The 22,694-nt window shown below is 62.4% G+C and carries 22 protein-coding genes and 3 tRNA genes; 21 read left to right on the forward strand and 4 right to left on the reverse strand.

The genetic code is table 11. The annotated features are described in order from the left end of the window. Positions 1-22: 22 nt before the first annotated feature. The 13 genes from msbA (at position 23) to BN1133_RS05585 (ending at position 10,441) form a co-directional block, all read left to right on the forward strand. The gene (gene msbA / locus BN1133_RS05525; RefSeq protein WP_050665549.1) at positions 23-1,777 is read left to right on the forward strand and encodes a lipid A ABC transporter ATP-binding protein/permease MsbA; all 1,755 of its coding nucleotides are present in this window, start codon (positions 23-25) and stop codon (positions 1,775-1,777) included. Continuing rightward, positions 1,777-2,742 carry a tetraacyldisaccharide 4'-kinase gene (gene lpxK / locus BN1133_RS05530; protein ID WP_050665550.1) on the forward strand — a complete coding sequence of 322 codons (966 nt, stop codon included), beginning with the start codon at positions 1,777-1,779 and terminating at the stop codon, positions 2,740-2,742. Before msbA ends, lpxK begins: the two co-directional genes overlap by 1 nt. A 4-nt stretch (positions 2,743-2,746) precedes the next feature. Next, complete coding sequence (locus BN1133_RS05535) at positions 2,747-2,935, forward strand: Trm112 family protein (protein ID WP_005354121.1); 189 nt, start codon at positions 2,747-2,749, stop codon at positions 2,933-2,935. Then, the gene (kdsB, locus tag BN1133_RS05540; protein WP_050665551.1) at positions 2,932-3,693 is read left to right on the forward strand and encodes a 3-deoxy-manno-octulosonate cytidylyltransferase; all 762 of its coding nucleotides are present in this window, start codon (positions 2,932-2,934) and stop codon (positions 3,691-3,693) included. The genes BN1133_RS05535 and kdsB overlap by 4 nt, the downstream gene beginning before the upstream one ends. Positions 3,694-3,910: 217 nt before the next feature. Beyond that, complete coding sequence (uvrY, locus tag BN1133_RS05545) at positions 3,911-4,555, forward strand: UvrY/SirA/GacA family response regulator transcription factor (RefSeq protein WP_050665552.1); 645 nt, start codon at positions 3,911-3,913, stop codon at positions 4,553-4,555. A 59-nt stretch (positions 4,556-4,614) separates the two neighbouring features. Continuing rightward, complete coding sequence (gene uvrC / locus BN1133_RS05550) at positions 4,615-6,462, forward strand: excinuclease ABC subunit UvrC (protein ID WP_050665553.1); 1,848 nt, start codon at positions 4,615-4,617, stop codon at positions 6,460-6,462. Positions 6,463-6,562: 100 nt separating this feature from the next. After that, positions 6,563-7,117 (forward strand): CDP-diacylglycerol--glycerol-3-phosphate 3-phosphatidyltransferase, encoded by a 555-nt coding sequence (gene pgsA, locus BN1133_RS05555; RefSeq protein WP_005354108.1) that lies wholly within the window; start codon positions 6,563-6,565, stop codon positions 7,115-7,117. 172 nt (positions 7,118-7,289) lie between these two features. Continuing rightward, a tRNA-Gly gene (locus tag BN1133_RS05560) sits at positions 7,290-7,365 on the forward strand. An 18-nt stretch (positions 7,366-7,383) separates the two neighbouring features. Next, positions 7,384-7,457 (forward strand) — tRNA-Cys (locus tag BN1133_RS05565). Between the two features lie 43 nt (positions 7,458-7,500). Continuing rightward, positions 7,501-7,586 (forward strand) — tRNA-Leu (locus BN1133_RS05570). A 490-nt stretch (positions 7,587-8,076) separates the two neighbouring features. Beyond that, positions 8,077-8,415, forward strand: a complete 339-nt coding sequence (gene glnK, locus BN1133_RS05575; RefSeq protein WP_050665554.1) for a P-II family nitrogen regulator — start codon at positions 8,077-8,079, stop codon at positions 8,413-8,415. Positions 8,416-8,433: 18 nt separating this feature from the next. Next, positions 8,434-9,675 (forward strand): ammonium transporter, encoded by a 1,242-nt coding sequence (locus BN1133_RS05580; protein WP_050665555.1) that lies wholly within the window; start codon positions 8,434-8,436, stop codon positions 9,673-9,675. Between the two features lie 97 nt (positions 9,676-9,772). Continuing rightward, on the forward strand, positions 9,773-10,441 hold the full coding sequence (locus BN1133_RS05585) for an START domain-containing protein (RefSeq protein WP_082177915.1): 669 nt from the start codon (positions 9,773-9,775) through the stop codon (positions 10,439-10,441). On the opposite strand, the gene BN1133_RS05590 is transcribed toward BN1133_RS05585, so the two are convergent. The 3 genes from BN1133_RS05590 to BN1133_RS05600 all read right to left on the reverse strand — a co-directional run bounded on the left by BN1133_RS05590 (position 10,366) and on the right by BN1133_RS05600 (position 12,350). Further along, positions 10,366-10,896, reverse strand: a complete 531-nt coding sequence (locus tag BN1133_RS05590) for a macro domain-containing protein (RefSeq protein WP_050665557.1) — start codon at positions 10,894-10,896, stop codon at positions 10,366-10,368. The two genes, BN1133_RS05585 and BN1133_RS05590, sit on opposite strands and share 76 nt — an antisense overlap. Positions 10,897-10,927: 31 nt before the next feature. Beyond that, on the reverse strand, positions 10,928-11,410 hold the full coding sequence (locus BN1133_RS05595; protein WP_050665558.1) for a tetratricopeptide repeat protein: 483 nt from the start codon (positions 11,408-11,410) through the stop codon (positions 10,928-10,930). A gap of 70 nt (positions 11,411-11,480) precedes the next feature. Further along, entirely contained in the window at positions 11,481-12,350 is an 870-nt protein-coding gene (locus tag BN1133_RS05600) for a LysR family transcriptional regulator (RefSeq protein ID WP_050665559.1), read from the reverse strand. A 99-nt stretch (positions 12,351-12,449) separates the two neighbouring features. On the opposite strand from BN1133_RS05600, the gene BN1133_RS05605 reads away from it, so the two are divergent. From BN1133_RS05605 to BN1133_RS05620, 4 genes are all read left to right on the forward strand, one after another. Further along, positions 12,450-13,889, forward strand: coding sequence for a glycoside hydrolase family 1 protein (locus BN1133_RS05605; protein ID WP_050665560.1), 1,440 nt, complete (start codon positions 12,450-12,452; stop codon positions 13,887-13,889). 52 nt (positions 13,890-13,941) lie between these two features. Then, complete coding sequence (locus BN1133_RS05610; RefSeq protein ID WP_050665561.1) at positions 13,942-14,142, forward strand: hypothetical protein; 201 nt, start codon at positions 13,942-13,944, stop codon at positions 14,140-14,142. 86 nt (positions 14,143-14,228) lie between these two features. Continuing rightward, complete coding sequence (locus BN1133_RS05615; protein ID WP_050665562.1) at positions 14,229-14,429, forward strand: hypothetical protein; 201 nt, start codon at positions 14,229-14,231, stop codon at positions 14,427-14,429. 185 nt (positions 14,430-14,614) lie between these two features. After that, a complete protein-coding gene (locus BN1133_RS05620; protein ID WP_050665563.1) occupies positions 14,615-16,198 on the forward strand; it encodes a methyl-accepting chemotaxis protein in 1,584 nt (527 codons plus the stop codon). Positions 16,199-16,238: 40 nt separating this feature from the next. On the opposite strand, the gene ald is transcribed toward BN1133_RS05620, so the two are convergent. After that, positions 16,239-17,354 (reverse strand): alanine dehydrogenase, encoded by a 1,116-nt coding sequence (gene ald, locus BN1133_RS05625; protein ID WP_050665564.1) that lies wholly within the window; start codon positions 17,352-17,354, stop codon positions 16,239-16,241. Between the two features lie 151 nt (positions 17,355-17,505). Here ald and lrp point away from each other — a divergent pair, with 151 nt between their 5' ends. The 4 genes from lrp to BN1133_RS05645 all read left to right on the forward strand — a co-directional run bounded on the left by lrp (position 17,506) and on the right by BN1133_RS05645 (position 22,628). Next, positions 17,506-17,997, forward strand: coding sequence for a leucine-responsive transcriptional regulator Lrp (lrp, locus tag BN1133_RS05630; protein WP_005363787.1), 492 nt, complete (start codon positions 17,506-17,508; stop codon positions 17,995-17,997). Between the two features lie 118 nt (positions 17,998-18,115). Beyond that, the gene (locus tag BN1133_RS05635) at positions 18,116-20,626 is read left to right on the forward strand and encodes a DNA translocase FtsK (protein ID WP_050665565.1); all 2,511 of its coding nucleotides are present in this window, start codon (positions 18,116-18,118) and stop codon (positions 20,624-20,626) included. A 45-nt stretch (positions 20,627-20,671) separates the two neighbouring features. Next, positions 20,672-21,283 (forward strand): outer membrane lipoprotein periplasmic chaperone LolA, encoded by a 612-nt coding sequence (gene lolA, locus BN1133_RS05640; RefSeq protein ID WP_050665566.1) that lies wholly within the window; start codon positions 20,672-20,674, stop codon positions 21,281-21,283. Positions 21,284-21,290: 7 nt separating this feature from the next. After that, positions 21,291-22,628, forward strand: coding sequence for a replication-associated recombination protein A (locus BN1133_RS05645; RefSeq protein ID WP_050665567.1), 1,338 nt, complete (start codon positions 21,291-21,293; stop codon positions 22,626-22,628). Positions 22,629-22,694: the final 66 nt, after the last annotated feature.

Raw genomic sequence — 22,694 nt, forward strand, 5'->3', positions numbered from 1 at the left:
TCAATTAACAAGCAGCATTTCAATGCAAGAAACTCATGATCAGCCGAGCTGGCCCATCTTCAAACGCCTGCTCGGTTATGTGCGCGATCGCAAGCTGGGTCTCATCGGTGGCATCATCGGCATGCTGGGCTACGCCGCCGTCGATACCACCTTCGTCTACTCCATCAAGCCCCTCATCGATGAGGGGATCAACGGCAGCGATCCGAGCGTGCTCAAGTGGATGCCTTTCTTCGTGCTCGGCATCGTCGCCCTGCGCGGGCTGGCCAACTTCCTCTCCAACTACTGCATGGCCTGGGTCGGCAACCACGTAGTGATGCGTCTGCAGCAGCAGGTATTCAACCACATGGTGGCTATGCCGATGAGCTTCTTCGACCGGCAAAATACCGGTCATCTGCTCTCCAAGGTGACTTACGATGCGAGCCAGGTCTCCTCGGCCGCCAGTACCACGCTGGTGACCCTGGTGCGTGAAGGGGCGACCGTGGTGGGCCTGCTTGGCCTGATGTTCTATCACTCCTGGCAGCTGTCGGTGATCTTTCTGGTGGTGGGTCCCCTGGTGGGCATCATCATCGGTCTCATCAGCCGCCGTTTTCGCAAGATAAGCCGCCACATTCAGCACGCGGTGGGCAATATCACCACCTCTACCGAGCAGATGCTCAAGGGGCATAAAGAGGTGCTGATGTTTGGTGGCCAGAAGGTGGAGGAGAAACGCTTCTACCAGGTCAGCAACAACATGCGCCAGCAGACCATGAAGATGGTGGCGGCCGATGCCATCGGCAGTCCCATCGTCCAGATGGTTGCCTCCATCGCCCTGGCGGCCTTCCTCTACGTGGCAACCATCGACAGTGTGCGCAGCACCCTGACTGCCGGTACCTTCACCGTCATGATCACCTCCATGATGATGCTGCTCAAGCCGCTAAAAAGCCTGACCGACGTCAACAACCAGTTCCAGCGCGCCATCACCGCCTGCCACAGCCTGTTTGGCCTGCTCGACACCGAGCCGGAGCCGGACACCGGCACCCGCACCCTGGAGCGTGCCCGCGGCGAGCTCGAGTTTCGCAACGTCACCTTCACCTACCCGACCAAGGAGACCCCGGCCCTTTACAACCTCAGTTTCAAGGTCGAGGCGGGCAAGTCGGTGGCCCTGGTGGGACGCTCGGGCTCTGGCAAGAGCACCATTGCGAGCCTCATCACCCGTTTCTATGACATCGATGAGGGGGAGATCCTGCTCGATGGGGTCAATATTCGTGACTATCGCCTGAGTGAGCTGCGCAAACAGTTCGCCCTGGTCTCCCAGCAGGTGCACCTGTTTAACGACTCGGTGGCCAATAACATCGCCTACGCCGCCGAGGATCGCTACAGCCGTGACGAGGTAGTGCAGGCGGCCCGCATCGCTCATGCCGACGAGTTCGTGAGCAAGATGCCCCAGGGCTATGACACCGTGGTCGGGGAAAATGGCGCGTCGCTCTCGGGGGGCCAGCGCCAGCGTCTGGCCATCGCCCGTGCCCTGCTGCGCGATGCCCCCGTGCTGCTGCTCGACGAGGCCACCTCGGCCCTGGATACCGAATCCGAGCGCCACATCCAGGCGGCCATCGACGAGCTGTGCAAGCAGCGCACTTCCCTGGTCATCGCTCACCGCCTCTCTACCATCGAGAAGGCCGACGAGATCCTGGTGATCGACGAAGGGCGCATCGTCGAGCGTGGCAACCACGCCGAGCTGATGGGCAAAGCCGGCACCTATGCCCAGCTGCGCGCCATTCAGTTTGGTGACAAAGCCTGATGCTTGACGCCCTCTGGTATCAAAAAAGCCCCCTGCGCTGGGGGCTCTTGCCCCTGGCTGCCCTGTTTGCCGCCGTGAGCAGCGCTCGCCGCGCGGCTTACCGGCTGGGGCTGTGCAAGGCCTATCGCTCGCCTCTGCCGGTGGTGGTGGTGGGCAACCTCTCGGTGGGAGGAAACGGCAAGACCCCCGTGGTGGTCTGGCTGGTGGAGGCCTTGCGCGCCCGGGGGCTGCGCCCCGGGGTGGTGAGCCGTGGCTACGGTGGCAAGGCGCCGCACTATCCGCTGCGCCTCGTCGCCGGCACCACCACCGCCGAGGCGGGGGATGAGCCTGTGCTGATCCACCGTCGCTGCGCCTGTCCGGTGGCCGTCTCTCCCAAACGGGCCGATGCGGTGCGGCTGCTCGAGCAGAGCGGTGAGGTGGACATCATCATCACCGATGACGGCCTGCAGCACTACGCCCTGGCCCGGGACGTGGAAATCGTGGTGGTCGACGGGATACGCCGCTTCGGCAACGGCTGCCTGCTACCCATGGGGCCACTGCGCGAGCCGCTTTCGCGCCTTGGCTCGGTCGATGCCATCATCTGCAACGGTGGCGAGCCTGCCCCGGGGGAGTGGGCCATGCGTCTGGTCCCGGATGCACCGCGCCGGGTGCTGGATGATCTCCCCGCCGAGGGGGCGCTCGGTCCCAAGGTGGACGCCCTGGCGGGTATCGGCCATCCGCCCCGATTCTTTGCCACCCTGCGCGAGCTGGGCTATGACCTGGTCCAGGCGCAGGGCTACCCCGATCACCACGGCTTCGATGAGGCCGAGCTGACCGCTCGTTTTGGCGAGCGGCCGCTGCTGATGACCGAAAAGGATGCGGTGAAGTGCCGCGCCTTCGCCCGGCCCAACTGGTGGTATATTCCCGTGCGTGGCGAGCTGCCGGAAGGGCTGCTCGCCACCCTCATGACATCGCTAAAGGAGTGACGCAGTGGCTCTCGATCCGAAACTGCTGGATATCGTGGCCTGCCCCCTGTGCAAGGGCAAGCTGAACTATGACAAGAGCAAACAGGAGCTGGTGTGCCGGTTTGACCGACTCGCCTATCCGCTGGAGGAGGGGATCCCCGTGCTCCTCGAAAACCGTGCCCGTCACCTCTCCCTGGAAGAGCTCAATCCATGAGTTTTATCGTCATTATTCCGGCCCGTTACGCCTCGACCCGGCTGCCGGGCAAGCCGCTGGCCGATATCCATGGCAAGCCCATGGTGCAGCACGTGGCGGAAAAGGCCCTGCAGTCAGGCGCCGAGCGGGTGATCGTCGCCACCGATGACGAGCGGGTGCGCCAGGCGCTGCTCCCCCTTGTCGCGGGGACCGGCGTCGAGGTGTGCATGACATCACAGGATCACCAGTCCGGCACCGAGCGTCTGGCCGAGGTGTGCCGCCACTACGGCTTTGCTGCGGACACCATCATCGTCAACGTGCAAGGGGATGAGCCCCTCATTCCGCCCGCCCTCATCCGCCAGGTGGCAGACAATCTGGCCGGCGCCAGTGCCCCCATGGCGACCCTGAGCGTACCGGTACACACCGCCGCCGAGGCCTTCAATCCCAATGCGGTGAAGGTGGTGACCGACAAGGATGGCTACGCCCTCTACTTCAGTCGCGCCCCCATTCCCTGGGAGCGTGATCGCTTCGCCCAGAGCCGCGAGGCCATCGGTCCCTGGTTCCAGCGCCACATCGGCATCTACGCCTATCGTGCCGGCTTTATCGAGCGCTACGTCTCCTGGGCACCGAGCCAGCTCGAGCAAGTTGAGGCTCTCGAGCAGCTGCGGGTGCTCTGGTACGGAGAGAAGATCCACGTGGCCGAAGCCATTGAATCGCCGCCGGTGGGGGTCGATACCCCCGAGGATCTGGAGGCGGTGCGCCGGGTCCTGGCCGGGTAGGCGAGAGACCCTCTTTTCCTGTTTTTCGGATAAAGCGACACCCGGTGTCGCTTTTTTATGCACTGTTATTGTCTAATTTATTGATTTTAGTGAGGATGTTCTCGATTTTTTGCCTCGGACTTGCCCCGGATTGCCAAATCGGGCAGTTTGGTTATGATGCAAGAATTGTGGTTCGCCCGAGTGAGGGCGAAATAAGTAATAAAAATGGGGTGTCCGGGTGATTAATGTATTTCTGGTCGATGACCATGAGCTGGTGCGTACCGGGATAAGACGAATTCTGGAAGATGTGCGCGGGATCAAGGTGGTGGGCGAGGCCCAAAGCGGCGAGGCTGCCGTCACCTTCTGCCGCCAGAGCCATCCCGACGTGATCCTGATGGACATGAACATGCCCGGGATCGGCGGGCTCGAGGCGACCCGCAAGATCCTGCGTATCTGCCCCGATGTGCGCATCATAGTGCTGACGATCCATTCCGAGAATCCGTTCCCGACCAAGGTGATGCAGGCGGGCGCCGCCGGTTACCTCACCAAGGGGGCGGCCCCCGAGGAGATGATCCAGGCGATCCGTCTGGTTCACTCCGGGCAGCGCTATCTCTCCCCCGAGATCGCCCAGCAGATGGCCCTGAGCCAGTTTGCCTCCGGCGATGAGAACCCCTTCAAGTCTCTCTCCGAGCGCGAGCTGCAGATCATGATGATGATCACCAAGGGGCAGAAGGTGAACGACATTTCCGAGCAGCTCAACCTGAGCCCCAAGACGGTCAACAGCTACCGCTATCGCCTCTTCAGCAAGCTCGGGATCAACGGTGACGTAGAGTTGACTCACCTGGCCATCCGCTACGGCATGCTGGATGCCGATACCCTCTGAGCCTTGGGCTCACGTTTGTCAAAGGCGGCCGTGGCCGCCTTTTCCCTTGATGGAGCACCATGAGCGAGCAGTTTGACAGCAAGGCCTTCCTCAAGGTCGTGACCCACCAGAGCGGTGTCTATCGCATGTATGACGCCGGCGGCGTTGTCATCTACGTGGGCAAGGCCAAGGATCTTAAAAAAAGGCTCTCCTCCTACTTTCGCAAACAGGTCGACAGCGCCAAGACCCGCGCCCTGGTGAGCCAGATCGCCGACATTCAGGTGGTGGTGACCCACACCGAGACCGAGGCGCTGATCCTCGAGCACAACCTCATCAAGCAGTACCAGCCGCGCTACAACGTGCTGCTGCGGGACGACAAGTCCTACCCCTGGATCATCATCACCGATCAGCGCCACCCGCGCATCGGGATGCACCGTGGGTCGCGCAAGGTGAAGGGGGAGTACTTCGGACCTTACCCCTCTGGCGGTGCGGTGCGCGAGAGCCTGCACCTGATGCAGAAGATCTTCCCGGTGCGCCAGTGCGAGGACGCCGTCTATGCCAACCGCTCGCGCCCCTGTCTCATGTACCAGCTCAAGCGCTGCGCCGGCCCCTGTGTGGCGGGGCTGGTGAGTGACGAGGAGTACCAACGCCAGGTGGAGCTGGCGCGCCTCTTCCTGGCCGGCAAGAACCAGGAGGTGATTGGCCGGCTGGTGGCTAGGATGGAGACGGCGAGCCTGGAACTGCGTTTCGAGGAGGCGGCCCGTTTTCGCGATCAGATCCAGGCCCTGCGCCGGGTGACCGAGCAGCAGTCGGTGAGCGGCAACGTGCTGGACGATCTCGACGTGGTGGGGGTGGCCCAGGAGCAGGGCACCGCCTGTGTGCACGTGCTCTTTATCCGCCAGGGCAAGGTGCTCGGCTCGCGTAGCTACTTTCCAAAGGTGCCGAGTGACACGCCCCTGGACGAGGTGGTGCAATCCTTCCTGCTGCAATTTTATCTCTCGGGTCACTCCGGTCGGCAGATCCCGAGCGAGGTGTTGCTCGATGTGGCCCTCGAGGATGAATCGGTCATCGCCGACACCCTGGCGCAGACCGCCGGCTACAAGGTGCGGGTGGTGAGCCGCACCCGCGCCGAGCGGGCCCGATTTATCAAGCTTGCCAGCACCAATGCGCTCACCGCACTGCAATCGCGTCTGGCTCACAAGAGCACCATGGGTGAGCGACTGCGCCAGCTCGAGGAGCTGCTCGAGCTGGAGACGCCGATCGCACGGATGGAGTGTTTCGATATCTCTCACACCATGGGGGAGCGCACCGTGGCCTCCTGCGTGGTGTTTGGTCGCGAGGGGCCGGTGGGCGGCGAATATCGCCGCTTCAACATCGAGGGGATCACCGGGGGCGATGATTATGCCGCCATGGAGCAGGCCCTGGAGCGCCGTTTTGCCAAGCAACAGGATCCGGACAAGGTACCGGACGTGCTGTTTATCGATGGCGGCCTCGGCCAGTTGCGCCGGGCCGAGGAGATCCTCGCCAGCCAGCAGGAGCGGCTCGGTGGCAAGCAGCCTCTGCTTATCGGGGTGGCCAAGGGGGTGACCCGAAAGGCGGGTCTCGAGACGCTGATCATCGGCGACAGCCACGAGGAGCTGCACCTGCCGGTGGATATGCCGGCACTGCACCTCATTCAGCACATTCGCGACGAGTCCCACCGCTTCGCCATCACCGGCCACCGGGCACGGCGCGCCAAGGCGCGGGTATCGAGCTCACTCGAGGAGATCCCGGGGGTCGGCCCCAAGCGGCGGCAGGCGCTGCTTAAATATCTGGGAGGACTGCAGGAGGTCAAGCGTGCCGGGGTTGAGGAGCTGGCCAAGGTGCCCGGCATCAGCGAGGCCCTGGCCGAGGCGATCCACGCCGCGTTTCACGGTGCAAACGGGTGACGCACAGACGGTGGGGTGACATAATGGCGGGGCCTGCCAGGCAGGTACTCTCAGGCGGCACTGCCGCCTCTCGCTCGCACAGATGAAGTGGCTGACAATAATGACCAATATCCCCAATCTCCTGACCTACTTCCGGATCTTGCTGATCCCCTTCTTCATCGTTCTCTTCTATCTCCCCTATGAGTGGTCCTATCTGGCGGCGGCCATCGTCTTCATCCTGGCGGCGGTCACCGACTGGTTCGATGGCTATCTGGCGCGCAAGCTCAACCAGTCCACCGCGTTTGGCGCCTTCCTCGATCCGGTGGCCGACAAGATCATGGTGGCGGCCGCCCTGGTGGTTATCGTCGAGCACTACAACACCGTCTGGGTCACCATCCCTGCGCTGACCATGATTGGCCGCGAGATCCTCATCTCGGCCCTGCGCGAATGGATGGCCGAGATTGGCAAGCGCTCCGCCGTTGCCGTGGGCTGGATTGGCAAGTGGAAGACCACCATCCAGATGATTTCGCTCACCGGCCTCATTTGGCAGTACAACATCTGGATGGTGTGGCTTGCCTATGTGCTGCTCTATGTGGCCACCGTGCTCACCTTCTGGTCCATGTTCCAGTACCTCAAGGCGGCCTGGGCCGATCTCAGCTACCACTCCCGTTTTTAAGCCCCCTTCATGGGTTGGGGCCCCGTCATGGGGCCCGACGGGTTTCGCGCCGCTCTTTTCACCAAACGGCGCAAAAAACGCCCGAACGATCAGGCAATTAACTTTTTTGGGTTGACTCGTTGGCGCAAGCCGATAGAATGCGGCCTCACAGTCAGGGCGAAAGCCAAGACAGGCGGGAATAGCTCAGTTGGTAGAGCACGACCTTGCCAAGGTCGGGGTCGCGAGTTCGAGTCTCGTTTCCCGCTCCAAACTCTCTTAGAGAGCATGGCGCGTTAACAAAGCGGTTATGTAGCGGATTGCAAATCCGCCTAGTCCGGTTCGACTCCGGAACGCGCCTCCATATTCCAGGGCCCGCAGTGCGGGCCCTATTACAATCAGATACCGCCCGGATGGTGAAATCGGTAGACACAAGGGATTTAAAATCCCTCGACCTTTGGTTGTGCGGGTTCGAGTCCCGCTCCGGGCACCAGTTAAAATGATTGTAAAAACATATGCTTACGAAAGGCCACTCCAACGAGTGGCCTTTTTCGTTTGTGCACATCACCTGCAAAGTGGCGACAAAGTGGCGACAGAATTCTCGAGGAGCCTGAAGGCAGGGCCGGTCAGACTCTTCTGCTTCTGCTTCTGCTTCTGCTTCTGCTTCTGCTTCTGCTTCTGCCTCTGCCTCTGCCTCTGCCTCTGCCTCTGCCTCTGTGGTGTGGTTGTGGGGCACAGCAAGCGACATGCGCTCTCGGGCCCCTCTCTTCTCTGTGACTCCCTGTGACATGCCTTTTTTTGGTGCAACCACGGGGTTGCACCAATAGTGTGCATCCTGATGGTGCTGCTGCGCCTTGATTGGGATTGAGGGGAGGGGATGAGGCCGTGAATGATTGTATTTTATTGATATTTAAAGATTAAATTTTTTGGCACGGGATTTGATTGATTGCATCCGGGAACACCTAAGGATTGGGAGAAACCAGATGAAGTTAATCACTGCCATTATCAAACCCTTCAAACTCGACGATGTGCGCGAGGCCATCGCGGATCTGGGCGTCGAGGGGCTGACCGTCTCCGAAGTGAAGGGATTCGGTCGTCAGAAGGGGCACACCGAGCTCTATCGCGGCGCCGAATATCAGGTCGACTTTCTGCCCAAGGTCAAGCTGGAGATAGCCACAGTGGCTGAGAACGTGGAGCAGATCATCGAGGCGATCTGTTCGGCGGCCTACACCGGCAAGATCGGTGACGGCAAGATCTTCGTCTATGACCTGCAGCACGCCGTACGGATCCGTACCGGCGAGAGCGATGCCGAAGCCCTGTAATATTCAAGGAGAAGTGACATGGACGAGTTGACCAAATCCGTAACCGAGCTGCGCTTTGCGCTCGATACCTTTTATCTGTTGATGTCCGGGGCCCTGGTGATGTGGATGGCGGCCGGATTTGCCATGCTGGAGGCCGGCCTGGTTCGGGCCAAGAACACCACCGAGATCCTGACCAAGAACGTGCTGCTCTATGCCATCGCCTGCGTCATGTATCTGCTCGTTGGCTACAACCTGATGTATGTGGACAACACGGCCGGTGGCTGGTTGCCGAGCCTGGGTGCCCTGTTGGGGAGTCAGGCCGAGGGGGCGGGGCACTCTCTGGAGTCGGATTTCTTCTTCCAGGTGGTGTTTGTGGCTACCGCCACTTCCATCGTCTCGGGCGCCGTGGCCGAGCGGATGAAGCTCTGGTCCTTCCTGCTCTTTTGCGTGGTGATGACCGGGTTTATCTACCCCATGGAAGGCTACTGGACCTGGGGCGGCGGTTTCTTGAAAGAGGCGGGCTTTAGCGATTTTGCGGGCTCGGGGATCGTCCACCTGGCCGGCGCGGCAGCCGCTCTCTCCGGCGTGATGTTGCTGGGCGCTCGGCGCGGCAAGTATGGCAAGGATGGGGCCATCTATCCCATCCCCGGCTCCAACCTCCCCCTGGCGACCCTGGGGACCCTGATCCTCTGGATGGGTTGGTTTGGCTTTAACGGCGGCTCCCAGCTGGTGCTCTCCAGCGCCGCCGATGCGACCGCCATTGGCAAGGTATTCGTCAACACCAATGCCGCCGCCGCCACCGGAGCCCTGGGGGCGCTGTTGGTGACCAAGCTCACCTGGGGTAAGGCCGACTTGACCATGGTGCTTAACGGTGCCCTGGCCGGGCTGGTGGCCATCACCGCCGATCCTGCCTCGCCGACACCGCTGTTTGCCTCCCTGATCGGTGTGCTGGCGGGAGCCCTGGTGGTCTATGCCATCGTCTGCTTCGACAAGCTCAAAATTGACGATCCGGTCGGGGCCCTCTCGGTGCATGGGGTGTGCGGCCTGTTTGGCCTGCTGGTGGTGCCTCTCTCCAACGAGGCGGCCAGCTTCAGTGGTCAGTTGCTCGGGGCGGCCGTCATCTTCGGTTGGGTCTTCCTCTCCTCCTTGCTGGTATGGAGCCTGCTCAAGGCCACCCTGGGCCTGCGCGTCTCCGAAGAGGAGGAGCTGATGGGGGTCGACGTGCACGAGTGCGGTATCGATGCCTATCCGGAGTTTGTGACCGTCAAGTCCAGCCTCTGAGGCTTACCCTTCAGACGGGCCGGGGTTCTCCCCGGCCCGTTCTTTTTGGGCGACACTCAGTGGCAGTGTGTGATGCGGCGACAGGAGAGGGGGAAGCATGAGATCGTTGCTGATGATGCTCTGGTTGGCATCGGCCCCGCTGTGGGGGGCCCAGTGGCGGCTGGAGCGCTCGGTGGATGGGGTGACGCTCTGGAGCCAGCCCCGGCCCCCGGAGTCTTATCTGGCCTTGCGTCTTGAGATGCGGGTACGGGCCGCTCCCGCAGCCCTGCTCAGGGTGCTGCGCGACACCTCTCGCCATCGGCTCTGGCTGCCCCAGAGTCGGGAAGTACGTCTGTTGGCGCGTCCGTCCCCGGGAACCGATCTGGTTTATACCCTGCTGGTGGCCCCCTGGCCGGCGGCGGATCGCGAGCTCATCACCCGCTCCCATCTCAGTTGGGGGGAAGATTGCCGCCTCGTGTTGGTAGTGCAGGCGGAGCCCGATGCGCGGCCCTCGCACCCGCAGCGAGTGCGGATCCGGCACAGTAGCGGACGCTGGGAGGCCCTTCCTATGGGCGATGGCACCACGCTCGTTCGCCTCGAGAGTTACACCCATCCGGGGGGCTCGCTACCGGCCTGGCTGGTCAATCCCATGGCCATGAGGGCAGCACTGGAGGGATTTAGTGCCATCCGGACCTTGATGCAGGTTGCCCCTCAGGAGGCATCGGATTGTGAACCCTGTGCGAAGGCTCGCTGCCAGAGAGCCAGCATGGGGTCACCCAGCAAATAGAAGTGCAGCTCCAACTCGGCAAACTCAGGTCTGCGGCAGGTTGCCAGCGCGATGGAGGCCGCCTCGGCCGGAGGGAAGCCGTACACGCCGCAAGAGATAGCGGGCAGTGCCACCGAGTGGCAGCCGTGCTCAAGAGCCAGGGTCAGGGCGTTGTGATAGGCCCGAGCCAGGGTATTGGCCGGAGCAGGATCATGGCCGTAGACAGGGCCCACGGTGTGAATGATATAGCGAGCCGTCAGTCTGCCAGCCTGGGTGATGCGTGCCTCCCCCGGGGGGCAGCGCAGGCCGCTGTGCAGCGGCAGGGCCTGGCAGGCCGTGAGCAGATCTGGCCCTGCTGCCCGGTGAATGGCGCCATCGACGCCACCGCCTCCCAGTAGTGAGGGGTTGGCGGCGTTGACGATGGCATCAACCCGGGCCCGGGTGATATCCCCTTGATGTAGGTACAGTTGTCCCATGGCGGCTTCTCTCTGGGGAGCCCCGGTTTACTCACCAGGTGCGGTCAAGGTCGTCGGCATAGAGCTCGATGGCGCGTCGATAGGCGCGGATCGTCTCATCGTTGGTGGTGGAGACCAGCAGGCGCAGCAGCAGGGCAACTGCCTCCTTGTGCTGGCCGAGGTTGTAGAGGCACATGGCGTAGAAGGGCGCTATCTCCTGCGCCTCGGGAAATTCCCGGCGGGTCTGCTCAAAGTAGCCCAGGGCCTCGGTATAGTGGCCCAGAGTGCGCAAGGTGCTGGCCAGTCCCAGCAGCGCATCGAGACGCTCGTCGGGGGCGAGGGTTCCGGCCAGTGCCCCCTGGTAATGGGGAACGGCCTCCTGCTCGGCACCCTGATTGTCAAAGGACCAGGCGATGTGCAGATGGGCCCGGGCCGCCAGTTCCGGCTTGTCGAGCAGTGGGGTGAGCAGGGCCCTGCTCTCCTCGTCGCGCCCCTCCTTGCGAAGGGTGATGGCTTCGTCGATGGTGTGGGTCATCCTGGACTCCTCGTAGGTCGATGGAGAGCCATCATGATGGTTTCCGTTTCACCGGACAAGCTCTTCCCCCTCAACGGGGGTAGAGCGCCAGTTGCTGCAGGGTGTCACAGAAGGCGGTGAGGGCCGGGCTCCGGGGCTCGGCCGGGCACATCAAGCCAATGGGCCAACTGGCGTCGGGTCCGGTCAGTGGCAGGATTTTCACGCCCGGGTGATCGACGGGAATGGAGGAGGGGAGCAGGGTCCAGGCGATCCCGGCCGCTGCCATGGTGATGCCGGCGGTAAAGTCACTCAAGGGGTCGAGGTGGGCAAACGGCGTTCCCAGTTGCGCCAGGTAGTGGAGCAGGTGATCGTGGAAGGCCGGGGCCTTCTCCCGGCGCAATATGGCAAGGGGATAGGCTGCCAGCCCGGTGATGTCGGTTATCGCTGGATAGTCGGCGGGGAGCACCGCCACCAGATGAGAGTGCAGCAAGGGGCGGAAGAACCAGCCGCGTGGGGCCGGCAGGCGACAGCATCCCAGATCCAGCTTGCCCTCCAGCAGGGCACGCAGCTGGTGGTGGGTGGAGAGATCGTGCAAGGTGATCTTCACCTCGGGGTGGTGCTGGCGAAACGAGGCGATGGCCTGTGGCAGCAACAGGCGTACCGGAGCCCCGAAGCCGATGCGAAGCGTCCCCCGGGTACCGGCCAGTACCTCCTGGGCCAGCCTGGGGAGGCGCTCGCTGCGCTCGACAAGCACACGGGCCTCGTCCAGCAGGGCGACCCCCAGCGCCGTGAGCCGGGTCGCTCCCGGGCTGCGCTCGAAGAGAGGCGCGCCCAGTTGTGCCTCCAGGCGCTTGAGCTGTTTGCTCAGGGCCGACTGGGTCAGGCTCAGGCGCTGGGCCGCCTGACCAAAGTGCAGTTGCTCGCTCAAGGTCACGAATGCACGCAGATCCCTTAACTCCATCATTCCTCCGGGGAATATTAAAAGGTCCAATATATCATTGGACGGAATTGGCCAAGAGCGCAATCCTAAGCATCCGATACCCCATCTGAGGAGCTCAACATGCACCATGCTCGCCTTTCCCCCTTCCCTGACGGCTTTCTCTGGGGAGCCGCCTCGGCTGCCTACCAGGTGGAGGGCGCCTGGGATCAGGATGGCAAGGGTCCCTCGGTGTGGGACACCTTCAGCCGGGTCCCGGGCACCACCTTCATGGGCAGCAACGGGGAGGTGGCCGTGGATCACTACCATCGGCTGGAGGAAGATCTTGATTTGATGCAGCAGATGGGGCTTACCGCCTACCGCTTCTCGGTCAGTTGGCCCCGGCTCTTCCCCTCGGGGCGGGCGCCCCTCAACCCGGCCGGACTCGCCTTCTATGACCGTCTGGTGGATGGGCTGCTGGCACGCGGCATCGAGCCCGTGCTGACCCTCTATCACTGGGATCTGCCCCAGGCCTTGCAAGAGGAGTACGGTGGCTGGGAGGACAGGCGGATCCTCGATGACTTCGAACACTACTGCGTGACCCTCTACCGCCATTTTGCCGATCGGGTCACCTACTGGGTCTCGCTCAACGAGCAGAATTTCAATCTGACCAACGCCTATCTGTTGGGATCTCACCCTCCGGCGGTGCAGGACAGGCGCCGCTTCTTCAACGCCAACCATATCGCCTCACTGGCCAATGCCAGGGCGATCCGGGCCTTTCGGCAGCATGTCCCCAGGGGGCAGATAGGGCCCAGCTTTGCCTATTCGCCGGCCTACCCGCTCACCTGCGCTCCGGCGGATCTGCTTGCCTTCGACAATGCCGAGGTGTTTTGCAACCACTGGTGGCTCGATATCTACTGCTATGGGCGCTATCCCAGGGTGGCCCTGCGCTGGCTCGAGCAGCGGGGTGAGGCCCCCGAGATCTTGCCCGGTGACATGGCCCTGTTGGCCGAGGCCAGGCCCGATTTTGTGGGGGTCAACTACTACTACACCCTGACCTATACCGATAACCCCATGGGAGGAGAGACCCTGCGGCGCATCAATCACTCGGGTCAGAAGGGGACAACCCCGACGAGCGGGGTGCCAGGCCTCTACAAGACGGCGACCAACCCCCATCTTGAGACCAGCAACTGGGACTGGGCCATCGATCCCACCGGATTGCGTCTGGCTCTGCGCCGTCTGACCTCCCGTTACGACTTGCCACTGATGATCACCGAAAACGGGCTGGGGGAGTTTGATACCCTGACCGGGGAGGGCGTTCAGGATGAGTACCGGATTGCCTACCTCAAGGCCCACCTCATCGCCTGCCAAGAGGCAATGACCGACGGCGTCAGGCTGATCGGGTACTGCGCCTGGTCCTTTACCGACCTGCTCAGCTGGCTCAACGGCTATCAGAAGCGCTATGGCTTCGTCTATGTGGAGCGTGACGAGCAAGGAGGGAGCCTCAGGCGTATTCCCAAGGCGAGTTTTCACTGGTACCGGGAGGTGATCGCAAGTCAGGGGCTGAGCCTGGGTAATACCTGATTGTCATAAAAAGGGTCTACGCTTGAATCCTTCTCTTGAGCGTGGAGGCATCATGGAGAGAATGAGACTCTATCGAGCTGCATGCAGGCTGGTGGCCCGGGACCCCTTTACCCTCGACAATGCCCGCGCTCTGGAACGTCTGGAGGCGCGGGCAGAAGGGGAGGAGCGGCTGCTGATCGCCACCCTCTGGGTCGGCTTGCTGGAGCGGGGAGACGAGGGGCTGACCCGTTATATTCATCGGGAAGAGAACTGACCCGCCCCGATGGCGGGATCTTTTCTATCCTGTTGGTGATGATCCCGTGCCGCCCCGCATCGGGGCCACATCAGGAGGAGATAACGATGGCGCGCCATTCCACCTTGCTGAGTCGGGCCGAAGAGCTGCTCACTCACGATCCCTTCACCCTGGCCGATGCCAAGGCTCTCGAAGAGCTCGAGGAGTTGGCCTCGGGCGAAGAGGGGCTGCTGATTGCCGAGATCTGGGAGTCGGCCCAGGGCATCGCCGATGATGAGGCCCGGCTCTATATGAGCGGTCTTCGATAATCGGGCGAGCCATGCCGGAGTATGACGGTCGCCAGGTGCGACCGTCTTTTTTTGCCATTGCAATTTGCAATGGCCATTGCAATTTGGCTCTCCCGGTGCATTCCGGCAAGGGAATTGTGACCCGGTAATGGGGTGGCACGCCCTATGCCTGTTCGCTTCGTGCAAGTCACGACAGGGAGCGAGTCATGAGAAACAATCAGCCGGTCACCCAGAAAGAGGTGCTCTACGGGGATGAAGAGAGCCTCATCTCCACCACCGATCTGGAGAGCCGAATCACCTATGCCAACGAGGCGTTCTGCAAGGTCGCCGGCTTCACCGAGAAGGAGCTACAGGGGCAGCACCACAACATGGTGCGCCACCCCGACATGCCCAAGCAGGCGTTTGCGGATCTCTGGGAGCATATCAAGGCCGGAAAGAGCTGGATGGGGCTGGTCAAGAACCGTTGCCAAAATGGTGATCATTACTGGGTAAGCGCCTTCGTGACGCCCATTCGCGACAGTAACGGCAAGGTGATCGAATACCAGTCGGTGCGCAGCGCGCCGCGCAGTGAGTGGAAGAGCCGTGCCGAAAAGGTCTATGAGGGGCTTCGTGCAGGCAAGATGCCGAACCTGATGTGTCTCTCCTGCAGCGCCATCGGTTTGGGGGGGGCCGGGGTCGGGCTCTTGGTGCTGCTGGGGGCCATCGTGGTCGGTGGCCTACCCTGGGCATGGGGGATCCCGCTGCTCGTCCTCCAGGGGGCGGTGGCCGGATTGCTGCTCCGGTCTCGCCAGCGGTTGGCCAAGGTCAATGCCCTTGCCAGAGAGTATTTCGACAATCCCCTGATGGAGCATCTCTACACGGGTCAGCGTGACGATCTGAGTGCCGTCGAGCTGGCGCTCATCATGGGCAAGGCCGAGCTGCGCGCCGTGGTGGCTCGCAGCCAGCAGACCTGTATCAACATACTGCGCTCGGCCGAGCAGGATCAGCGCAATATAGAGGTGATCGCCAGCAACCAGGTGCGCCAGCAGGAGGAGACCAACATGGTCGCCACGGCCATGGAGGAGATGAATGCCTCGATCCACGAGGTGGCCAAGAGTGCCAGTGCCTCCAGCAAGATGATCGAAGATACCCAGAGCCTCTTTGCCGACGGCCATCGCAACCTGAGCGAGACGGTGAACGAAGTCGCGACCCTGGACAGCGAATTGCAGCGCTCCCAGGGGGTGATCCACTCACTGGCGGAGCAGTGCCGCGCCATCGACACCATAGTGCTGGCTATCAGCGAGATCGCCAACCAGACCAACCTGCTCGCCCTCAATGCGGCCATCGAGGCAGCGCGGGCCGGGGATCAGGGGCGTGGCTTTGCGGTGGTGGCCGATGAGGTCCGTCAGCTGGCGACGCGAACCCAGAGCTCGACCGGTGAGATCCAGAGCATCATCCACCGGTTGCAAAGCAGTGCCAGTGAGGCCGAGCATGCCATGCAGGCGGGGTCGGCCCTCTCTTCCGGTTGTCAGTCCAAGGCCAGGGCCAGTGGTGAGCTGCTCGAGCAGATCAATGCCATGCTGCTGCAGGTCGCGGCCAGCAGCACCCAGATAGCCCAGGCTGTGGATGAGCAGTCTCAGGTCACGACCGACATGAACGATCGTATCCACACCATCAAGGATCTGGCCGATAACTCGCGCGAACGCAGCACAGACGCGGCGCACGGGATCGATCAACTGGTGGGGCAACTGGGGGATCTGGAGCGACTGGTGCGCCAGTTTATTCGGGGAAAAGGGCGCCAGAGCGCATAAACAACTCGGGCCCTTTGCGGGCCCGAACTGTTTTTTCGGCTTAAGCCAGCAGCAGATGGGGGTCGGTAAACGCCAGTCCGTGCGCCTCGGCCACCTCCTTACAGGTGAGGCGCCCCTCCAGCACGTTGAGGCCGGCGAGCAGGTGCCGATCCGCGCGCAGCGCGTCGCGCCACCCCTTATCGGCCAGCTTGATGATGTAGGGCAGGGTGGCGTTGTTGAGGGCAAAGGTCGAGGTGCGAGCGACCGCGCCGGGCATATTGGCCACGCAGTAGTGAACGACCCCGTCGACGATATAGGTGGGATCTTCGTGGGTGGTGGCGTGGGAGGTCTCCACGCAGCCGCCTTGATCGATCGCCACGTCGACGATGGCCGAGCCCGGCTTCATGCGTGCGATGTGCTCTCGGGTGACAAGTTTCGGCGCAGCCGCACCCGGGATCAGCACACCACCAATCACCAGATCAGCCGCCAGCACGTGGCGCTCGATGGCTTCTGCGGTGGAGTAGACCACCTTGGCCGCCCCCTGGAATTCGGCGTCGAGACGGCGCAGGGCATCGATGCTGCGGTCGAGGATGGTGACATCGGCACGCATGCCGATGGCCATGCGGGCCGCGTTGGAACCCACTACGCCCCCCCCGATCACCACCACCTTGGCCGGCTCAACACCGGGTACACCACCGAGCAGCATGCCGCTGCCACCGCGAGACTTCTCGAGGGCCTGGGCACCGGCCTGGATCGACATGCGACCGGCCACCTCGGACATGGGGGCCAGCAGGGGCAGACCCCCCCTGTCATCGGTCACGGTTTCATAGGCGATACAGATTGCGCCGCTCTCGATCAGCTCCTTGGTCTGGGGCAGATCCGGGGCCAGATGCAGATAAGTGAAGAGGATTTGACCTTTCCGTAACATGGCGCGTTCCACTGTCTGAGGCTCTTTCACCTTCACGATCATCTCGCTCTGGCTGAATACCTCGGCAGCGGTTTCCAACACCTCGGCACCGGCGGCCCGATAGTCATCATCGCTAAAGCCGACACCAAGGCCGGCGCGGGTTTCGACAAAAACCCTATGGCCTCTGGCCGTCAGTTCACGTACACTGGCCGGAACCATGCCTACGCGATATTCATGGTTTTTTATTTCTTTCGGTACGCCGATTATCATGTTGTCCCTCACATACGTCGCTGGTGGTTTGTGTTGCCAGATTGTTAAGCAACATTTTGCGCCAAGTATACTGGGGAGTTGACAGGATTTGTCACTATTATTATAAAATCATTGGTGATTCTTACCAAAAAATAGCCAAAGGATGGAATAAATGATGGAAGTTAAGAGTCGACTGAAAGATTTGGACCGGATCGACCGCAACATTCTCAATGAACTGCAAAAGGACGGCAGGATCTCGAATGTTGAATTGTCCAAGCGTGTTGGCCTGAGCCCGACCCCCTGTCTTGAGCGTGTCCGTCGTCTGGAGCGCCAGGGGTACATCGAAGGGTACGCGGCCATTCTCAATCCCCATTTCCTGGATGCCTCTTTGCTGGTCTTCGTCGAGATCACCCTTAACCGGGGTGCCCCTGACGTGTTCGAACAGTTCAACAAGGCGGTACAGGTGCTCGAAGAGATCCAGGAGTGCCACCTGGTCTCCGGTGACTTCGACTACCTGCTCAAGACCCGGGTAAGCGATATGTCTGCTTACCGTCGTCTGCTGGGAGAGACCCTGCTGCGCCTGCCCGGCGTCAACGACACCCGCACCTACGTGGTGATGGAAGAGGTCAAGCAGAGTAGCCGGCTGGTGATCAGCACCCGCTGAGCAGGGGCGAATGCCACGATGAGAAACGAGCGGCCAGTCCGCTCGTTTCTTCTTCTGTCGTCCGCCGGGTGGCTGACAGGGGGGGGGAGTTTCAGTGATACTAGGGCCCCCGGGCATAATGACGAGTACAAGGAGCCGGAGTTTGGCCGTCAAACCTCATATTTTCACTCCCCTTTCAGGCATGGCGCGCATTGGTGAAGCCCTTCTCATCGCCGTGACTATCGGGGCGGCGTTTCTCATGCTGGCACTCATCAGCTACAACCCGGCCGACCCCGGCTGGTCCCAGACTGCCTGGGAGGGAGAGGTGCACAATCTTGCCGGTACCACCGGTGCCTGGGCGGCCGATATCACCATGTTTACCTTCGGTGCCTTCGCCTATCTGGTCCCCTTCCTGGTGGTGCTGCTGGGCTGGAGCCTGCTTTGGAAGCCCAAGCGCCTGCTTGATGTGGATTACCTCACCCTGGGTGTTCGCATCATCGGCTTCATCCTGACCGTGCTCGGGATGTCGGCCATCGCCAGCATGAACTTCAACGATCTGCACAACTTCTCTGCCGGCGGGACCGTGGGAGATGTGATTGTCGGTGCCGTGATCCCCCTCTTTGGACGGGTCGGGGCCAACCTGATGCTGATCTGCTTCGTGGCCACCGGCATCACCCTCTTCACCGGCATGTCCTGGCTCACTATCGTCGAGCGGATCGGGGCCGCCGCCATTGGCAGCGTCACCGGTATCTACACCTTCCCCATGAAGCTGGGGCAGTGGCTGACCGGTGGCTGGCGCCGTGACCCCCGCGAGGAGGGGCCCGATCCCCTGCTCGATGCCGGTGGCGTTACCCTGACCCCGGAGGACGAGCAAGAACTGGCCCCCGTCATGAATCTGCCGCGGGCCAGCGCATCCAAGCGTCGCAAGGCCGAGGTGTTGCCCGAGCTCGACGAGGATACCTTCCAGTTTGACCCCGACTTCGATGATGACGAAGAGGGGATCCCTGCTCGCAAGGTAGCGCCCAAGGCGCTCGAGATGGATGATGACGCCTTCGACGAGGAGCTGGATCTGCCCTGGGCCGGTGAAGCCGAAGCGCCGGCCGCCGCAGCGCCCCAGCGGGCCTCTGTGCTCAAGCCCAAACCGAAACGTCCGGCCAATATGGCGCCGCTGCCTTCGCTGGAGCTGCTCGACCGACCGCCGGCGCGCACTCAATCCATGAGCAACGACGAGCTCGAGCGCATGGCTCGCCTGGTCGAGGCCAAGCTCGCCGATTACAACGTGCAGGCCAAGGTGGTCGGGGTTTATCCGGGCCCGGTCATCACCCGGTTTGAGCTCGATCTCGCCCCCGGCATGAAGGCGAGCAAGATCACCAACCTGTCGCGGGATCTCGCCCGCTCTCTGTCGGCCAGCAGTGTGCGCGTGGTCGAAGTGATCCCCGGCAAGACCTTCGTGGGCCTCGAGCTACCCAACCGGGTGCGCCAGACCGTCTACCTGCGCGAAGTGCTTGATTGCCCGGGCTTTAGCGAGACCGATAACCCGCTCACCATGGTGCTCGGGCAGGACATCGCCGGCTCCCCTGTGGTGGTCAACCTCGGCAAGATGCCTCATCTCTTGGTCGCCGGTACCACAGGCTCGGGTAAGTCGGTGGGGGTCAACACCATGATCCTCTCCATGCTCTACAAGGCCTCGCCGGATGAGCTGCGCTTTATCATGATCGACCCCAAGATGCTGGAGTTGTCGGTCTACGAAGGCATCCCACACCTGCTCACCGAGGTGGTGACCGACATGAAGGATGCCGCCAACGCCTTGCGCTGGTGCGTGGGGGAGATGGAGCGTCGCTACAAGCTGATGTCGGCGGTCGGGGTGCGTAACCTCAAGGGTTACAACGCCAAGGTGCAGGCCGCCATCGACGAGGGCGATCCCTTGCTCGATCCCCTGTGGCGCCCGGGCGACTCCATGGATGAGATGCCTCCCGAGCTCGAGAAGCTGCCCCATATCGTGGTCGTGGTCGACGAGTTTGCCGACATGATGATGATCGTCGGCAAGAAGGTCGAAGAGCTCATCGCCCGTATCGCCCAGAAGGCGCGGGCCGCGGGTATTCACCTTATCCTCGCCACCCAGCGTCCGTCGGTGGATGTGATCACCGGCCTCATCAAGGCCAATATCCCGACCCGGATCTCGTTCCAGGTGTCGAGCAAGATAGACTCGCGCACCATCCTGGATCAGGGCGGAGCCGAATCCCTGCTCGGCATGGGTGACATGCTCTACATGCCGGCCGGCACCTCGGACCCGGTGCGGGTGCACGGTGCCTTCGTCGACGACCACGAGGTTCACAAGGTAGTGGCCGACTGGAAACTGCGCGGCGAGCCCAACTATATCGACGAGATCCTCGCCGGCGAGAGCAGTGAGGGCGGCAGTGGCGAATATGGTGGCGAAGGGGATGACGAGCTCGACCCCCTGTTTGACGAGGCGGTGGCTTTCGTGGTGGAGTCCCGTCGTGGCTCGACCTCCAGCATCCAGCGCAAGTTCAAGATCGGTTATAACCGGGCCGCCCGCATCATCGATCAGATGCAGGATCAGGGCATCGTCAGTGCCCCCGGCAGCAACGGCCAGCGCGATGTGTTGGCACCGGCACCCATGCGTGATTAATGAGACGGCCAGCCCGGTGGCTGGCCCACTAACAGAGAGAATGCGATGAAAAAAGCCGTAGTCTTAGGAGCCCTGCTGCTCGCCTGCAGCCAGGCCTGGGCCGCCGGGGCGGCCGACCAGCTCAAGCAGAAGCTGGCCGGGGTCAAGCTCTTCTCCGCCCAGTTCGAGCAGACCGTGTATGACGTCAAGGGGCGAGAGCTACAGAAGGCGGGCGGTACCCTGACCGTTTCCCGTCCCAACCGTTTTAATTGGCATACCACCTCGCCGGACGAGAGCCTGATCGTCTCCGACGGCAAGGATGTCTGGCTGTGGGATCCCTTCGTCGAGCAGGCCACCGCCATGAGCCTCAAGGATGCGGTGCTCAATACCCCCTTCATCCTCATCTCGGGCACCGACGACCGTTTCTGGAAGAACTACGACGTGACCCGTGAGGGGGATGTCTTCACCGTCACCAGTCGCAATCAGAGCGAGCTCATCGCCTCGTTTCGGGTGACCTTTGATCGGCAGGACAACATCAGCCGCTTCGATGTGAAGGAGGCCCAGGGCCAGTGGAGCGAGTTTCGCTTAAGCCACTTCAACCGTCAGCCTGTGCTCAAGGGCAACGAGTTTATCTTTACCCTGCCCAAGGGCGCCGAGCTCGACGATCAGCGTCGCTGAGGCGCCCATGAGTAACCTCTCCCTCGATTTTTCCTCCGATTTTCGTCCCCTGGCCGCACGGATGCGGCCTGAGACCCTCGAGCAGTACATTGGCCAGCGCCATATCCTCGGCCCCGACAAGCCCCTGCACAAGGCTATCCGTGCCGGCCACTGTCACTCCATGATCCTCTGGGGCCCCCCCGGCACCGGCAAGACCACCCTGGCCGAGCTGGTTGCGCGTTACTGCAGCGCCGAGGTGGAGCGGGTCTCGGCGGTCACCTCCGGTATCAAGGAGGTGCGGGCCGCCATCGACAAGGCCAAGGAGAACGGCTGGCGCGGGGTGCGCACCATCCTCTTCGTGGATGAGGTGCACCGCTTCAACAAGAGTCAGCAGGATGTCTTCCTGCCCCACATCGAAGACGGCACCATCACCTTCATCGGTGCCACCACCGAGAATCCCTCGTTCGAGCTCAACAACGCCCTGCTCTCCCGCGCCCGGGTCTATCTGCTCAAGCGGCTGGAGGAGGAGGATATTCTGGCCATGATCGAGCAGGCCCTGAGCGATCCGCGCGGCCTGAACGACTCCGCCCTCACCTTCGCCCCCGGGGCCAAGGAGGCGCTGGCCCGGGTGGTGGACGGGGATGGCCGCAAGGCCCTCAACTACCTGGAGCTGCTGGCCGACATGGCCGAGCCGGGTGAAGGGGGAAACAAGGTGATCGACGCCACCCTGCTCTCTGCCGTGGTGGGGGAGCACATCGCCCGCTTCGATAACCGGGGCGATCACTTCTATGACCTCATCTCGGCGGTGCACAAGTCCATCCGCGGCTCGGCCCCCGATGCGGCCCTCTATTGGTATGCCCGCATGGTGAGCGCCGGCTGCGATCCCCTCTACATCGCCCGGCGCCTGCTGGCGATTGCCTCGGAGGACGTGGGCAACGCCGATCCGCGCGCCATGCAGGTGGCCCTGTCGGCCTGGGACTGCTTCCATCGGGTGGGGCCGGCGGAAGGGGAGCGCGCCATCGCCCAGGCGATTGTCTATCTGGCCTGCGCCCCCAAGAGCAACGCCGTCTACACCGCCTGGAAGGCGGCACTCGGCGATGCGAAGTCCCAGCCCGACTTCGAGGTGCCGCCGCACCTTCGCAATGCCCCGACCAGGTTGATGAGTGAGCTGGGCTATGGGGCCGAGTATCGCTACGCCCACGACGAGCCGGGTGCTTACGCCGCCGGGGAGGAGTATTTCCCACCCGAGCTGGCCGGTCGGCGTTACTACCAGCCGAGCGATCGCGGGATGGAGATCAAGATTTCGCAAAAACTCGATTACTTGCGGGATCTGGATGCACAAAGTTCGCGCAAACGCGGCAAATAGCCGCTGTTCGGGTAAGGTTGCTGCTGATACACTGTTTCGACTGCGCCGCGGGCACACCCGGGGCGA

Source organism: Aeromonas schubertii (assembly GCF_000820105.1).
GTDB lineage: Bacteria > Pseudomonadota > Gammaproteobacteria > Enterobacterales > Aeromonadaceae > Aeromonas > Aeromonas schubertii.

What these genes read in the sequence shown, in the direction of transcription:
- msbA (WP_050665549.1), top strand. Translation starts at nt 23, where the DNA reads ATGCAAGAAACTCATGATCAGCCGAGCTGGCCCATCTTCAAACGCCTG.
- lpxK (WP_050665550.1), top strand. Translation starts at nt 1,777, where the DNA reads ATGCTTGACGCCCTCTGGTATCAAAAAAGCCCCCTGCGCTGGGGGCTC.
- kdsB (WP_050665551.1), top strand. Translation starts at nt 2,932, where the DNA reads ATGAGTTTTATCGTCATTATTCCGGCCCGTTACGCCTCGACCCGGCTG.
- uvrC (WP_050665553.1), top strand. Translation starts at nt 4,615, where the DNA reads ATGAGCGAGCAGTTTGACAGCAAGGCCTTCCTCAAGGTCGTGACCCAC.
- pgsA (WP_005354108.1), top strand. Translation starts at nt 6,563, where the DNA reads ATGACCAATATCCCCAATCTCCTGACCTACTTCCGGATCTTGCTGATC.
- glnK (WP_050665554.1), top strand. Translation starts at nt 8,077, where the DNA reads ATGAAGTTAATCACTGCCATTATCAAACCCTTCAAACTCGACGATGTG.
- BN1133_RS05580 (WP_050665555.1), top strand. Translation starts at nt 8,434, where the DNA reads ATGGACGAGTTGACCAAATCCGTAACCGAGCTGCGCTTTGCGCTCGAT.
- BN1133_RS05585 (WP_082177915.1), top strand. Translation starts at nt 9,773, where the DNA reads ATGAGATCGTTGCTGATGATGCTCTGGTTGGCATCGGCCCCGCTGTGG.
- BN1133_RS05590 (WP_050665557.1), bottom strand. Translation starts at nt 10,896, where the DNA reads ATGGGACAACTGTACCTACATCAAGGGGATATCACCCGGGCCCGGGTT.
- BN1133_RS05595 (WP_050665558.1), bottom strand. Translation starts at nt 11,410, where the DNA reads ATGACCCACACCATCGACGAAGCCATCACCCTTCGCAAGGAGGGGCGC.
- BN1133_RS05600 (WP_050665559.1), bottom strand. Translation starts at nt 12,350, where the DNA reads ATGGAGTTAAGGGATCTGCGTGCATTCGTGACCTTGAGCGAGCAACTG.
- BN1133_RS05605 (WP_050665560.1), top strand. Translation starts at nt 12,450, where the DNA reads ATGCACCATGCTCGCCTTTCCCCCTTCCCTGACGGCTTTCTCTGGGGA.
- BN1133_RS05610 (WP_050665561.1), top strand. Translation starts at nt 13,942, where the DNA reads ATGGAGAGAATGAGACTCTATCGAGCTGCATGCAGGCTGGTGGCCCGG.
- BN1133_RS05615 (WP_050665562.1), top strand. Translation starts at nt 14,229, where the DNA reads ATGGCGCGCCATTCCACCTTGCTGAGTCGGGCCGAAGAGCTGCTCACT.
- BN1133_RS05620 (WP_050665563.1), top strand. Translation starts at nt 14,615, where the DNA reads ATGAGAAACAATCAGCCGGTCACCCAGAAAGAGGTGCTCTACGGGGAT.
- ald (WP_050665564.1), bottom strand. Translation starts at nt 17,354, where the DNA reads ATGATAATCGGCGTACCGAAAGAAATAAAAAACCATGAATATCGCGTA.
- lrp (WP_005363787.1), top strand. Translation starts at nt 17,506, where the DNA reads ATGATGGAAGTTAAGAGTCGACTGAAAGATTTGGACCGGATCGACCGC.
- BN1133_RS05635 (WP_050665565.1), top strand. Translation starts at nt 18,116, where the DNA reads ATGACGAGTACAAGGAGCCGGAGTTTGGCCGTCAAACCTCATATTTTC.
- lolA (WP_050665566.1), top strand. Translation starts at nt 20,672, where the DNA reads ATGAAAAAAGCCGTAGTCTTAGGAGCCCTGCTGCTCGCCTGCAGCCAG.
- BN1133_RS05645 (WP_050665567.1), top strand. Translation starts at nt 21,291, where the DNA reads ATGAGTAACCTCTCCCTCGATTTTTCCTCCGATTTTCGTCCCCTGGCC.